The organism is Streptomyces sp. NPDC045470 (assembly GCF_040646595.1).
Lineage (GTDB): Bacteria > Actinomycetota > Actinomycetes > Streptomycetales > Streptomycetaceae > Streptomyces.
Map to the genome: position 1 here is coordinate 1 of NZ_JBEZAN010000008.1, position 13,633 is coordinate 13,633.

Genomic DNA, 13,633 nt, shown 5'->3' on the forward strand with positions numbered 1-13,633 from the left:
CGCGCCGCCCGGCTTGGCCCCGGCCTTCGCCCCGGCACCGCCCTGCGCCCCCGAACCCTGCGTGCCACCGGAAGAGCCGGAGCCCGTGCCGCCGGTGCCCGTGCCACCGGAGGAGCCGGAGCCTGTGCTGTCCGGGTCCGTGCCGCCGACGTTCGCGGCGGCGGCTTCCGGGTCCAGGTGGGTCGCGGCCTTGGTGCCCGTGCCGGTGTCCGTGCCGGAGCAGGCGGTCAGCGTCAGGCCGGCGACCGCGGTCAGGGTCGCGGCGGCGATGCGCAGGGTGCGGCGACGGGCGGTGCGGGCGGTGGTGGTGGCGGTCATGGCGGGCCCCCCGGGGCGGTCGGTTTTCCGTGGTCTCCTCGGTACGTCACCCACTCTGTCCACCGGCCTTGGCACCGGGCTGCCGCACCGCTAACACCCCGCTAACGCCCACGCGGACCGGCGACAACGGGACTTCGCCACGCACAAGGGCCCAGTAGGCGCGAGAAGTTGAACGGCTACTGCTACTCCCATCCGTCCCGCTCCGACGCCTGCCCGCTCGGCGCCAGCGGCTGCGCGCATGCGCGTCCGCCTCCTTCCCGCAGGACGTCACCGCCATCGGCTACGTCGTCGCCGACTTGCCGTCACATCCCGTACAGGGGGCGGGGCCTGTCGCCGCCGTCACTGTCCCCCCACTGCCGCCGCGCCCGCCCCGCCAGCCCTACCTGCCAAAGCCCGCCCCTCTCTCCCGGACTCCGTAGGGATACCTGTACCCATCAGGTAATGTGCCCGCCGGTTGTCCCAGATGCAGCATGAAGCCCAGAACTGCCACCGTTTCCCAAGTTTGCGGCTTCCCGTGCGCGTGTGAACGCAAAAACAACAAAGAACTCTGCATGAGAAGGATGTGCGTTTTGACGACGTCGTTATGGAGCAGACGCCGCTTACTCACCACGCTCGCCGGGGCGGCCGCGGTCCCCGCCCTGCCGTCCATCCTCACCTTGTCCGCCGCTCCTGCCAGCGCCGCCGGGGCCGACGGCGGCGCGCCGGACGACGTGCTGCCCGACACCGAGCGCGGCCGGGCCGTATGGGCGTACAAGACCGGTGGCCGGGCGGTCCGGGAGGCGGCCGCCACCGCGCTGATCGGCGGGCCGGCCGTCGTCTCCGCGTTCCTCGCCCGCGACCTGCCCACGGCAAAGGCCGAGGACAATCGTTTCGCCCTCCTCACCGGCATCTCCCAAGCGGGCAAAGCCGTCAGCGAGACGGGCGGCGCGGCGCTGACCGCCGGTGACGCGGCAGTCGCGGCGTACCTGAGCGACGGGTACAAGAAGCCCGTCGAGGAGGACCTGCGGGCAGCCGTCTTCACCGTCATGAACAACAGTGGTGCCGCTGTGCGGCGGGAGGCCGCCAAGGCTCTGGAGCAGGGCACCCCGAAAGCCTTGAAGCAGTTCCTCGCGGAGACGCAGTACACCGCGCAGCAGGAGGACGAGCGGGTGGAGGTCTTCTCCATCCTCAGCAGCGCCTCACCCGAGGTGAAGAAGTACGCGCAGCGTGCCATGGACGACGGGTCGCCCGAAGCGGTGCACCAGTTCCTCACCTCCGGCCAGTTCATCGCCCGCGCACGCGACGAAGAGTCCGCGACCATCGACCAGTTGGTCACCATCGTGCAGCGCGAGGGCCGGCTGGCGAAGCTGCAGACCGAGCAGGCCGTCACGGCCTCCGCACGCGCGCAGGCCGCCGCCGAAAAGGCCAAGGAAGCCGCGCTGCGGGCAGCGAAGGAGGCGAAGGAGGCCCAGCAGGACGTACGCAAGTCGGCTCTGGCCGCGAACAACGCCGCCAGAGCCGCCGGCGGGGCCGCCGACGCCGCAGCCGCCGCCATCTCCGCCTCGCGCACCGCCCAGTCCGCCTCCCACCGCGCCGCCCAGGCGGCCCAGGCCGCCGCTGCCGCCGCCGCGATGGCCGGCCACGCCGCCGCCCGTGCCTACAACGCCGCCATAGCCGCGTCGAAGGACGCGTCCAAGGCGTCCGCCGCTCGGGCCGCCGCCCAGGGCGCGAGGGACGCCGCCGCCCGTGCGCGTACGGCGGCGCAGGCAGCCGACCAGGCGACGATCGCCTCCCGGCAGGCCGCCGACGCCGGTTCGTCCGCCGCGGGGGCGGCCCGGAACGCCGCCGCGGCCGCCCGGGCTTCCGCCGAGTCCGCCGCTGCCGCCGGTGCCGCCAAGTCCGAGGCGGCCAAGGCGCGCCAGGCCGCCGCCGAGGCCGATGCCGCCGCCGCGCGGGCCACCCGGGCCGCGGGTACGGCCCGCACCTTGGCGAACGCGGCCGCCGACGCCGCCCGCGTGGCACGCGATGCCGCCTACAGTGCCGCCGCCCACGCGGAGAAGGCCGCGGACGCGGCGGACGAGGCGGCGAAGAACGCGGGCAAGGCCGTGGAGTACGCCAAGCGGTCCACCGCCTTCGCCGAAGCCGCGATGACGGCGGCCACCACGGCCGCCGACGCGGTCAAGAAGGCCCAGCAGGTCGAGAAGGCGGCCCGCGAAGCGGAAGCCGCCCGGATCGACGCGGACACCGAGCTGGGCGTCGCGGAGGCGCGCCTCAGGGCGAAGGCGGAGACCGAGGACACGAACCGGGCCGACCGGCAGCGTACGCAGGCGGCACGGATCGCGCAGGACGTCACGGACCTGATCACCGCCGCGGAGACGGCGCTGCGGGCCGGTGACACCGCCAAGGCCGTCTCCGCCGGACGCCAGGCCGCGGTCGGACTGCTGGACTCGACGGGCACCTGGACCCGGGAGGCCGCGGAGTTCGCGCTCGCGGGCACCGACCAGGACGTGGCCCACTGGATCGACACCGACCGCCTCATCGCCCAGCAGCAGGACGACCGGGAAAGCGTCCTGGCCATCGCCAAGTCGGCGACCGCCGCCGTCGCCGACGCCGCGCACAAGGCGCTGGCCGCCGACACCCCGGACGCGGTCCGCGGTTTCCTGGACCACGGGATCACCGACGCGGCGGCCACGGACAACCGCGTCACCGTTTTCAGGATTCTCAACGAGAACCCGGGCGCGGCCGTCAAGGCGAAGGCCGAGGCGGCACTGAGTGACGGCAGCCCCGCGGCCCTGCACCGCTTCCTCAGCCTGGAGCTGGCCGAAGCGGTGAAGGAGGACGACCGGGTCGAGGTGTTCGCCCTCCTCGAATCGGGCGGCCCTTACATGCAGTCGGCGGCGAAAATCGTCCTGGAGGGCTCGGCCCGTATGCGGCGTGGCTTCGTCAGTCACGACAAGTACGACATCGCACGGCTCGACCAGGACCGGGCGACCCATGTCGCCGCCATACGGGCCTCCATCGCCCTCGCCGCCAAGACCGCCGCGGAGGCGCTGGAGAACGCCGCCCGGGCGTCCAAGGCGGCGGCGGACGCCCGCAACGCGGCGGCCGAGGCGACCTCCTGGGCGGCCAAGGCGAAGGGCTATGCCGAGGACGCCGCCGGATCGGCGAAGGAAGCGCGCGCCAACGCGGACGCCGCCGACAAGTCGGCCGCCGCCGCGGCCCAGTCGGCGAAGGACGCGAGCAAGGCCGCGCTGACGGCACGCGGAGCGGCCCGGTCGGCCAACTTCTCGATGCGGCAGGCGTCGGCGTCCGCGCAGCAGGCGGTGGCCTCCGCGTGGCAGGCCCAGGCCTCCGCCTCCCGGGCCCAGGCCGCCGCGACCCAGGCGGGCAAGGACGCCAAGGCCGCTGCCGCGGCTGCCGGCGAGGCCCGCCAGATCGCCCTGGCGAAGCGGAAGGCCGAGGTCGAGGCCGAGGCGAGGCGGGCGGCCCAGAAGGCGAAAGAGGATGCGGCGAAGGGGACCCATCCGTCCCAGGGCGCGGACAGCGACAAGCCGTGGTACGTGGAATCGGGCATGTGGCCCGAGGACGCGTCCAGCGTCAAGGACTGGGCCCAGGTCACCGGGCACTGGAGCACGGTCGTCGGTTCGGCCGGGCTGGTGCTGGCCGCCGGTGGCGTGTTCTTCCCGCCCCTCGAAGCGGTTGCCGGGGCGGTCGGCCTGGTGTCCTGGGGCCTGCAAGGAGTCAGTGCCGTACTGAACGGGTTCGGCAACGGGTGGGGCAGCCCGGAATTCATGCAGGCGGTCGGCGCGTTCGCGCTCGGCGGTATTTTCCAGGGCACGGGAGCCGTGCTCAAGAAGTTCGGAGAGTTGCCGGAGTTCGGGGCCCAGGTCGGCAAAAAGGTCGGGGAGAAGGTATCCAGCGTCGCGCACGACGTGACGACCACCGTCGTCGGCTGGCTCACCTGGTAGCCCTTTTCCCCGTACCGCCCGGGTGAGGCGGGGCCCGGCCCCGCCCACTCCGCACTGCTTGTCCATCCGGCTGTGAAGAAGAGAGAAAGTGCCGTGCTGACCTCCACGCTGACCACCACCGCCCAGTGGTGGGTGGCCGCCGTCGTTTCCGGGATCGCGCTGGCCGTGGCCGCGCAGTCCATGGCCACCACCGCGCGCGACCGAGTCATCGCGGCCTCGCTCCCCCTGGTCGGCGCCGCGGCGATCGCCGTGAATTCGGCGGTGCGCGGTTACGAGGGGCGGCTGCCGCTGCTCCTCTACACCGCCACCATGGTCATTCTGGTGATCCTGCGGTGTCTGTTCGCCGGATACGTCAAGCGCCAGCTCGCCCTGAAACGCTCGGGGAAGCCGATGGACGAGGTCACGGGCAAGCAGAAGGCCATCTTTCTCCTCACCTTCATGGCCACTCTCGCCCTCGTCGCTTTCGCCATATGAAGACCGTCATCTCCGGCTACGGCAGGCGCCTTTTCGGCACCGGCCGAGCCACTCCCGGCCGGCCGTGAATCCCCTGGCCCGGCCCGTATTTCCCTTACCCACGAAGGAGAAATCATGAAAACGGCACGACGCGTCATCGTCACCGGAACGGCCATCGCGGCCTGCGCCGCCACCGTCGTCACCGTGGCCCATGCCACCGAGAACCCGGCCACCGCCCGGCCGGCCGGCGCCTCCGCCGACCAGCCCGGATACGCCGTGGAGGACTTCGCCTACCCGGGGGCCGACAAGATCGAGAAAGAACGCGGCATCATACTCAAGCGGGGCGACGGGCACATCGTGCTCGCCGACTGCACCTCCACCGGCGAGCTGATGGAGGTGTACGCGCGAGGCAAGGACAGGATCTGCTTCCGGGTCACCGGGCGGACCGGCTATCTGAGCCTGGAGATCCCGGGGGTGTACGGCGTGAAGGCGGACGCCGCGCACAAGGCGGAGATGACGCTGACCGCCGACGGCAACAAGCAGAACATCAGCCTGGCGAAGAACCAGTGGAAGGCGGCCGGAGAGACCGCCGACCCGCAGGGCCGTCCGCACTTCCTCATGGAGATATCCACCTCCCTCTGACCGGACGGCCACGGGCCGGACGACCATGGCGCGGGCCCCCGGCGGCACGGGGGCCCGCAGCGTGCTCACGGGCGGCCGGTCACGTACGAGCGGCCACTCACGTACGGGCGGCCGATCACGTACGAGCGGCCGGTCACGCACGTACACGCCGCACCCGCCGCCCCACCGCCCCCGCCCTCACCCGGACTTGCCAAAGCTGCCACAGGTCTCCTATTGACCGTTTCGAGATGAACCCCGCCCGCCCCGCGCTCATCATCATCGGCAGACGCGACCGGCTCTGCCGGATTTTCCAAATTTCGCATCCATCACCTGCTGACCGGTGAATGCAGGAGACGCAGACGTCCCGGGCACCGGTCCCCGCGACCGGTGCCCGTCTCCATCTGTAGGCATGAAGCGCCCGTGACCCGGGCGTTCAAGGGGGTACACGATGGCCGGGCTCCGCTCGGGAAACAGGCTCGCCGCGCTGGACGGGCTACGGCTGCTGGCCGCGCTGATGGTGGTCTTCTACCACTACGTCGCACTCGCCCGGCCGTGGGGACACGACACGAGCACGATCTTCCCGGCCGTGCGCGGCCCGGCCCAGTACGGGTGGCTCGGCGTCGAGGTCTTCTTCCTCATCAGCGGCTTCGTCATCTGCATGAGCGTGTGGGGCCGCTCGCTGGGCGACTTCGCCGTCTCCCGCGTCTCCCGGCTGTTCCCCGCCTACTGGGCGGGCATCCTGCTCACCACGCTGGTCGTCAAGATGTGGCCGGAGGTCGATTCCTTCCGCGGCCTGGACCGGGTGATCAACAACCTGTCGATGCTCCAGTCCGGGGACGACTCCCCCGACGTCGACCCGGTGTACTGGACGCTCTTCGTGGAGCTCAAGTTCTACCTGATCATGGTCGCGGTGGTGTGGTGCGGAGTCACCTACCGCAACTGCCTGATCCTGTGCGGCGTGTGGACGGCGGCCGCCGCGCTCGCCCCGGGCCTGAACACGCCGCTGCTGACCGCGTTCGCGATGCCGCAGTACGCGCCGTTCTTCATCGCGGGCATCGTCTTCCACCTCATGCGGCGCCACGGACAGAACGCGGTCCTGTGGGCCCTGATCGCCGTACAACTGGTGCTCGCCCAGCGGTACATCGACTACCGCATGGCCACGAGCCTGGGCAAGGCCGCCGCGTCCGCCCTGCCCGGCTGGCCGGCCCGCCTGGTCATCATCGCGGGCTTCGCCCTGGTCGGCGCGATCGCCCTCGGCGCCTTCGACCGGATCCGGTGGAAGTGGCTCACCACCGCGGGCGCGCTCACCTACCCGCTCTATCTCATCCACATGAACATCGGCATGACCCTGATCCACCATTTCCGGAACCGGGTCTCCGCGCCGCTCCTGGTGATCTCGGTGACGGCGCTCATGCTCGTCGCCGCCTGGCTCATCCACCGCTTCGTCGAACGCCCCTTCGGGAAGTGGCTGCGGACCGTCCTGCGGAAGGGCGTCGACGACGCCCGCCGGCACATGGCTCCGCGCCGCAAGCCCGCCCGGCCGCCCGAGGCGCCGCCGGTACGGGTGTCGGTACCCGCCGGTTCCCGGGCAGCGGACAGCGCCAGGGGCGAAGAAGTTGAACGTACAATTACCATGTCACGGTGACCCGCCCGGGAAGGCTGCGCACATGAGCAACGAGTACGCCGGGCCTGCCGAGTTGCCCGGCATCGACGTCCTCACCCCCCGCGACGTCCCCCTGGGCGGCCCGCGGGCGATGACCGTGCGCCGTACGCTGCCGCAGCGCTCCCGCACCCTCATCGGCGCCTGGTGCTTCGCCGACCACTACGGCCCCGACGACGTCGCCGCGACGGGCGGCATGGACGTCGCTCCGCACCCGCACACCGGCCTGCAGACGGTGAGCTGGCTGTTCAGCGGCGAGATCGAGCACCGCGACAGCCTGGGCACCCACGCGTACGTACGGCCCGGCGAGCTGAACCTCATGACGGGCGGCCACGGCATCAGCCACTCGGAGGTCTCGACGGCGCGGACCACCGTGCTGCACGGGGTGCAACTGTGGGTCGCGCTCCCCGGCGAACACCGGCACACGCGGGCGGACTTCCAGCACCACGTGCCCGGTTCCGTACGGGTCGGCGGGGCCGAGGTCAGCGTCTTCCTCGGCACCCTGGCCGGGGTGACCTCCCCGGTACGTACGTCCAGCCCGCTGCTCGGCGCCGAGATCGTCCTCGCCCCGGGGGCGACGGCCACCCTCGCCGTCGACCCGGCCTTCGAACACGGCCTGCTCGTCGACCACGGCACCGTCCGCCTGTCCGGCACACCGCTGCGCCCGGCCGAACTCGGCTACGCCGCCCCCGGCCGCGACGACCTCACGCTGACGAACGCGTCGGACACGCCCGCGCGGACGGTCCTGCTCGGCGGCCCGCCGTTCGAGGAGGAGATCGTCATGTGGTGGAACTTCGTGGGCCGTTCCCAGGAGGACGTCGAAGAGGCCCGGCGGGACTGGATGACCGGCTCCCGCTCCGGCTCCCGGTTCGGCGAGGTCCGCGGATACGACGGCGGCCGGCTGCCCGCGCCCGAACTCCCCACGGTGGCGCTGAAGCCGCGCGGCCGGGTGCGCTGAGCGGCGCAAGACCCCGGCAGCACGGCGCCCCCGCCGCGAGGCCGGGCTCGCGGCGGGGGCGTCGCGGACCGCTCGGTGCCGCGCGGGACGTCAGCGGTTGCGGCGGCGGAACGCCTTGCGCACGAAGTGCACGATCAGCCAGATCACCACGATGATGACGACCAGGAAAATGATCAGCAGCACGATGAGGAAGATACCGAGCTTCTTGAAGAAGCCCTTTTTCTTCTTCTTGTCCTTCTTGTCGCCGTCCTTGTCCTTGGACCCGAAGGCCGCCGTCGTCACGTGATGGGCGGAAGCCGGAGCGGCCTCCGCCTGCGCGGCCGGTGCGCCGCCGGCCTGCTGCTGGACACTGCGGGCGACCGCCGGAGCGGCGGGCGCCGCCGCTGCCGCCGAGCCCGCGGCGCCCATCAGGCCGAGCAGCAGGGCCACGACCACCGCGGTGACCCGCCTGCCCCTTGCGCGTACGGCGTGTTCGGAAGGCTTGCGCTCGGTGCTCATCCGGTCCGGTATCCCCTCGTGGTCGGTGCGGGCGCGGCACGCTGATCGCGACGCGCGTCAACCATTATGGAACTCCGGGGCGACCGGCCGGTCAGTGAGCCGCCGGGCCGCGGTCGTTCGCGGCCGCCGTCTCCCCCGCCCGCACGACTCCCGCGCCCGGCCCGTTCCTGTCGTCGCCGTTCTCGTCCTTCATCGCCTTGGTCTCGCTCTTGAGGATGCGCAGCGACTTGCCGAGGGCGCGTGCCGTGTCCGGCAGCTTCTTCGAGCCGAACAGCAGGATCACCACGATCGCCACGATCAGCAGGTGCCAGGGCTCCAGTCCGTTCCGCAGCATCGCCGTCCCGCCTTCCTCTTCCGTCTGCTTCCGTCTGCCCACGCGTCCGGCCGCCCGCATGTCCGCTGGTCCGCGTGGCCGCTTGTCCGCTTTATAACTTGCTACATTGCGCAACTGTACAACCAACGGGCCGGATCTTCCGTCTTCCCCGGTACGAAGAGCCACGCGGGTGAGGTGCACACATGACAGCAAGCAGCCACAAGGCGGTGGCCGCGAGCTCCGGGCGGTCCGGGAGGACGGGCCGGAGCGGGGCGGGCCGGGCGCAGGGCCGGACCGTACGCGGCAGGCGGCGCCCGCTGCGGACGGCCGGCATCGTCGCCGTCTCGCTGCTCGTACTGATCACCGCGGGCGCCGGCTGGTTCTACTTCAAGCTCAACGGCAACATCACCACCTTCGGGGCGGAAGGGGTCAGCCCGCAGCGCCCCGCCGAGGGCGCCGGCGGCCAGAACGTCCTGGTCATCGGCTCCGACTCGCGGTCGGGCGACAACAGCTCGCTGGGCGGCGGCGAGGGCGACGTGGGCCGCTCGGACACCGCCTTCCTGCTGCACATATACGGCGACAGCAAACACGCGGTCGCCGTCTCCATACCCCGGGACACCCTGGTGGAGATACCCCCGTGCCGGCTCCCGAACGGCAAGTGGACGGCGGCGCAGCACAACGTCATGTTCAACGCGGCGTTCTCGGTCGGCGAGAGCGCGCGGGGCAACCCGGCCTGCACCCAGAACACGGTGGAGAAGCTGTCCGGCGTACGCGTCGACCACACCGTCGTCGTCGACTTCGAGGGCTTTTCGAAGATGACGTCCGCGGTGGGCGGCGTACCCGTCTGCCTGCCGAAGGACATCTACCAGGGCGACCTGAACCCGAACCGGCACTCCCGCGGCGAGCGGATCTTCGCCAAGGGCCCGCAGAACGTCTCCGGCCGGCAGGCGCTCGACTACGTCCGCATCCGGCACGGCCTCGGCGACAACTCGGACATCGGCCGTATCCAGCGCCAGCAGGCGTTCGTCGGCTCCCTCATCAAGAAGGTCAAGGAGCAGGGCTTCAACCCCACCACCCTGCTGCCGCTGGCCAACGCCGCCACCCAGTCCATGACCGTCGACCCCGGCCTGGACTCGGCCGACAAGCTGCTCTCCTTCGCGATGTCCCTGAAGGACATCGACCTGCACAACACCAAATTCGTCACGCTGCCCTGGCGCTACCAGGGCGCCCGGGTCGCCATCGTGCACCCGGCGGCGGACGCGCTCTGGGCGGACATCAAGGCGGACCGCACCCTGGACGGGAAGGACGCGGGCGGGCCGGGGTCGGCCGGGGGCGGCGGAGCGGCGTCCCCGGGACCGTCACCGTCCTCTTCCGCGGATGCGAAGGCTCCGGGTACGGGCACCGGCCCCGGTACCGGTACCGGTACCGGTACCGGTACGGGCATCAGCGTCACCGTCTACAACGGCACCACCGCCACCGGCCTCGCCGCCCGCGCCGCCGACCAGCTCAAGTCCGCGGGCTTCACCGTCACCGGCACGTCGACCGCGCGGACCCAGGACCACGCGACCACCGTCGTGGAGTACGGCGCGGGCAAGGAGACCGAGGCCAAGACCGTCGCCGCGCACTTCCGCGGCGCCCGGCTGGTGCCGACGGCCACCGCGGGCGTCAACGTCGTCCTGGGCACCGCGTACGCGTCCGACCCGGCGCTGGAGTCCCCCGCCGCCACCGCCCCGGGCCCGGCCCCCTCGCCCGGGTCGTCGGCGTCCGGATCGTCGGAGATCGCCGGCAAGGCCCGCTCGGCCGACGACAACATCTGCTCGGATTTGTCCTACGGCTGAGGTGACGCGCCGGGGCCGGGGCCCGTGTTCTCCGCGGGCTCCGCGTCCGCTGCGGCCGCTTTACGGTCGTACCGGTCCTTGGCCCGTGCCAGCCCGGCCCCGTACAGCACCAGCACCGCCGCCAGCAGCCCGTAATAGAGGGGAGGCAGGGGTGCCATCCCCAGCAGCGGGCCCAGCGGCGACGGGGGCAGCAGCAGCCCGATGACGGCGAGCGCGCAGACCGCGATCCGGATCGGGCCGGGCGCCCGGCCTTCCGCCGAGCGGCGTCCCGTCCGCAGCAGGTACATCACCAGCGCCTGCGTCAGCAGGTTCTCCGTGAACCAACCCGCGTGGAACGCGTCCTGGCCGCCCGGATCACCGGAGCCGTGCACCGCGAGGACCAGCACGCCGAAGGTGGCCAGGTCGGCCGCCGCGTTGAGCAGGCCGAAACCGGTGATGTAGCGGAGCAGGTCGGCGGGGCGCAGGGCCGCCGGCCGGCGCAGCGCGGCGGGACCCGGCCGGTCGAAGGCGAACGCGAGCTGGACCGCGTCGAAGCACAGGTTCTGCACCAGGACCTGCGCCGGAAGCATCGGCAGGAACGGCAGCAGCAGCCCGGCGCCGAGCATCGCGATGACGTTGCCGAGGTTGGAGGAGAGGGTGATGCGCAGGTACGTGGCGATGTTGGCGCTGCTGCGGCGGCCCGCGACGATCGCGCCGTCGATGGCGCCGAGGTCCTTCGAGGCGAGGACCACATCGGCCGCCTCACGGGTCACGTCGACGGCGTCGCGCGGGGCGATGCCCACGTCGCAGGCGTGCAGCGCGGGCAGATCGTTGACACCGTCGCCGAGGAAGCCGACGGTACGGGGCGGGGTCGCCGCGGTATCCGGACCCACCGCCGCACCCGGGCCCTGACCTGTGTCCGGTCCCGGGCCCGCGCCCTTTCCCGGCCCCGCGCCCGCCCGCAGGGCCTCCACGATCCGCGCCTTGTGCTCCGGTGTGCAGCGCGCGAAGGCCGTCGTGCGGGCGGCGAGCCGGGCGAGTTCCGCGTCCGTGAGGCCGTCGGTCCGGTCGGCCGTGACCACCGCGCCGGGGCCGGTGTCGAGTCCGAGTTCCCGGCAGACGTGGGTGACGGTGCCCGGGTGATCGCCGGTGAGGATCTTCACCGCGACGCCGCGACGCGCGAGGCCCGCGCAGGCCGCGGCGGCGGTCGGCGTGAGCGCGTCGCGCAGGCCGACGAAGCCGACGAGGGTCAGGCCGCGCTCGTCCGCCGGCGTGTAGCGGCGGCCGGGCCTGGCGGGCCGCTCGGCGACCGCGACGGCCAGCAGCCGCAGCCCGTCCGCCGTACGGTCCGCGACGAGCCGGGCCAGGCGGGCGCGGGCCGCGTCGTCCAGGTCGGTGTCTTCGAGGGGGGCGGGGGTTGCGGGGGAGGCGGGGCCGTCTCCCCCCGTACGGACACGGGCACAGCGCTCCAGTACGTCCTCGGGCGCGCCCTTGACCACCAGCGTGTGTGCGCCGAGCCGGAGGTCGGCCCCCGCGGCAGCGTCCGTACGGACCACCGCGCACGACGTACGGCGTACCGGGTCGAAGGGCAGCGCGGCGATGCCCTCGTACGCCAGCAGTTCGTCGAAGTCGTTCTCGGCCGCCTCCAGGACCGCCTCGTCGAGCGCGTCCGGCGTCGGCAGTTCGGCGAGCTGGAGTGTCCACAGGCTGTTGACAGCCGCCCAGTGCAACGGCCCGGGCGCCGGCCGGCCGTCGGGGCCGAAGGAGCAGTCCAGGACCGGGCGGTCCTGGGTGAGGGTGCCGGTCTTGTCCGTGCACAGCACGTCGATCGCGCCGAGGTCGTGCAGCGCGGGCAGCCGTTTGACGATCACCTCGCCGCCGCGCGCGAGCAGCGCCGCGCCCCGGGCGAGCGCGGTGGTGACGATGACCGGCAGCATCTCGGGCGTGAGCCCGACCGCCACCGCGACGGCGAACGGCAGCGTCTCCAGGCCGCGGCCGCGCAGCGCGGCGTTGGCCATCAGCACCAGCGGCGGCGTGAGCAGCATGAAGCGGATGAGGGTCCAGGAGACGCCGTTCACGGAGCGGTCGAAGGCGCTCGTGGGGCGCGTACGCCGGGTGCCGCGCGCCCCGGACGCGCCCTTTCCGGACGGCCGCCGGTACGTACCGGTCCGGTACGTACCGGCGAAGACCGTGTCGGCGCCGGTCGCCAGCACCACGGCGGTGGCGCTGCCGGACGCGACGCTGCTGCCCTGGAAGCACAGCTCGGGCCGTTCGAAGAGGTCCGGGCCGGTACCGGAGGCGCCGGTACCGAAGGCCCCGCTGCCGGAGGTGTCGGTACCGGAGATGTCGGTACCGGCCTCCACCGGATGCTTCGCCACCGGCGCCGACTCCCCCGTCAGCGGCGCCTGGCGTACCGTCAGCCCGCTCGCGCGCAGCAACCGCAGGTCGGCGGGGACCAGGTCGCCCGGCCCGAGGCGGATCACGTCGCCCGGCACCAGCTGATCGACCGGTATCTCCCTGGTGGTCACCTCTCCCGAGAAGCCCGCGCCCTGTGACGCACCCGGAGCCCGCGCCGCCCGTACGCCGAATGCCGCGACCCCGGCAGCCCCGCCCTCCGGCCGCCGCTGCACCGTCGCCGTCGTGGCGATCAGCTCGCGCAGCGCCGCCGTGGACCGTTCGGCGCGGTACTCGCCGCTGGACCGCAGCACCGCGCTGACCACCACCAGCACCGCGATCACACACGCCGCCCCCCAGGAGGCGACGGCGGCCGAGACCAGGGCCAGACACAGCAGTACGGTCGTGAACGGATCGCGCAGGCTGCGCACGAAGCGCCAGGGCCGGCCGGCGGGCCGCCGTTCGGGCACCGCGTTGTCGCCGTACCGCAGCAGCCGCTCCTCGGCCTGCGTCTCGGTCAGGCCGCGCGGGCCGCTCTCCAGGGACCGCAGGGTTTCCAGCGCCGTGAGGCCGGGGGTGTCGCGCAGCCGGGCGCCGCCGTCCGCCCGTACGCCCGGTGGTGCGGTGGTGCGCCGGCCCGGCTCCGTCTGCCCT

The 13,633-nt window shown here is 72.7% G+C and carries 9 protein-coding genes and 1 pseudogene; 6 read left to right on the top strand and 4 right to left on the bottom strand.

Going from position 1 to position 13,633, the window contains the following annotated elements; all coding sequences use genetic code 11:
- Positions 1 to 318: pseudogene (locus tag AB0A97_RS22500) on the bottom strand (DUF4232 domain-containing protein); the annotation flags it as partial.
- A 569-nt stretch (positions 319 to 887) separates the two neighbouring features.
- On the opposite strand from AB0A97_RS22500, the gene AB0A97_RS22505 reads away from it, so the two are divergent.
- From AB0A97_RS22505 to AB0A97_RS22525, 5 genes are all read left to right on the top strand, one after another.
- Positions 888 to 4,265, top strand: a complete 3,378-nt coding sequence (locus tag AB0A97_RS22505; RefSeq protein ID WP_361152731.1) for an ALF repeat-containing protein — start codon at positions 888 to 890, stop codon at positions 4,263 to 4,265.
- Positions 4,266 to 4,337: 72 nt separating this feature from the next.
- Positions 4,338 to 4,739, top strand: a complete 402-nt coding sequence (locus AB0A97_RS22510) for a hypothetical protein (RefSeq protein WP_361152734.1) — start codon at positions 4,338 to 4,340, stop codon at positions 4,737 to 4,739.
- 114 nt (positions 4,740 to 4,853) lie between these two features.
- Positions 4,854 to 5,360, top strand: a complete 507-nt coding sequence (locus tag AB0A97_RS22515) for a hypothetical protein (RefSeq protein ID WP_361152736.1) — start codon at positions 4,854 to 4,856, stop codon at positions 5,358 to 5,360.
- Positions 5,361 to 5,787: 427 nt separating this feature from the next.
- Positions 5,788 to 6,984, top strand: a complete 1,197-nt coding sequence (locus AB0A97_RS22520; RefSeq protein WP_361152738.1) for an acyltransferase — start codon at positions 5,788 to 5,790, stop codon at positions 6,982 to 6,984.
- A 22-nt stretch (positions 6,985 to 7,006) separates the two neighbouring features.
- Positions 7,007 to 7,957, top strand: coding sequence for a pirin family protein (locus AB0A97_RS22525; RefSeq protein WP_361152741.1), 951 nt, complete (start codon positions 7,007 to 7,009; stop codon positions 7,955 to 7,957).
- 90 nt (positions 7,958 to 8,047) lie between these two features.
- On the opposite strand, the gene AB0A97_RS22530 is transcribed toward AB0A97_RS22525, so the two are convergent.
- Both AB0A97_RS22530 and tatA read right to left on the bottom strand, forming a co-directional pair.
- Positions 8,048 to 8,455 (bottom strand): hypothetical protein, encoded by a 408-nt coding sequence (locus AB0A97_RS22530; protein WP_361152743.1) that lies wholly within the window; start codon positions 8,453 to 8,455, stop codon positions 8,048 to 8,050.
- A 91-nt stretch (positions 8,456 to 8,546) separates the two neighbouring features.
- Positions 8,547 to 8,789: a Sec-independent protein translocase subunit TatA gene (tatA, locus tag AB0A97_RS22535; RefSeq protein ID WP_361152746.1), complete on the bottom strand. Its 243-nt coding sequence runs from the start codon at positions 8,787 to 8,789 to the stop codon at positions 8,547 to 8,549.
- A gap of 182 nt (positions 8,790 to 8,971) precedes the next feature.
- Here tatA and AB0A97_RS22540 point away from each other — a divergent pair, with 182 nt between their 5' ends.
- Positions 8,972 to 10,606, top strand: a complete 1,635-nt coding sequence (locus tag AB0A97_RS22540) for an LCP family protein (RefSeq protein ID WP_361152748.1) — start codon at positions 8,972 to 8,974, stop codon at positions 10,604 to 10,606.
- Here AB0A97_RS22540 and AB0A97_RS22545 read toward each other — a convergent pair.
- On the bottom strand, positions 10,597 to 13,566 hold the full coding sequence (locus tag AB0A97_RS22545) for a cation-transporting P-type ATPase (protein ID WP_361153373.1): 2,970 nt from the start codon (positions 13,564 to 13,566) through the stop codon (positions 10,597 to 10,599). The two genes, AB0A97_RS22540 and AB0A97_RS22545, sit on opposite strands and share 10 nt — an antisense overlap.
- Between the last annotated feature and the right edge of the window lie 67 nt (positions 13,567 to 13,633).

Excerpts from the sequence above, each read along its gene's own strand:
- AB0A97_RS22515 (WP_361152736.1), top strand. The coding sequence starts at position 4,854 with ATGAAAACGGCACGACGCGTCATCGTCACCGGAACGGCCATCGCGGCC.
- AB0A97_RS22520 (WP_361152738.1), top strand. The coding sequence starts at position 5,788 with ATGGCCGGGCTCCGCTCGGGAAACAGGCTCGCCGCGCTGGACGGGCTA.
- AB0A97_RS22525 (WP_361152741.1), top strand. The coding sequence starts at position 7,007 with ATGAGCAACGAGTACGCCGGGCCTGCCGAGTTGCCCGGCATCGACGTC.
- AB0A97_RS22530 (WP_361152743.1), bottom strand. The coding sequence starts at position 8,455 with ATGAGCACCGAGCGCAAGCCTTCCGAACACGCCGTACGCGCAAGGGGC.
- tatA (WP_361152746.1), bottom strand. The coding sequence starts at position 8,789 with ATGCTGCGGAACGGACTGGAGCCCTGGCACCTGCTGATCGTGGCGATC.
- AB0A97_RS22540 (WP_361152748.1), top strand. The coding sequence starts at position 8,972 with ATGACAGCAAGCAGCCACAAGGCGGTGGCCGCGAGCTCCGGGCGGTCC.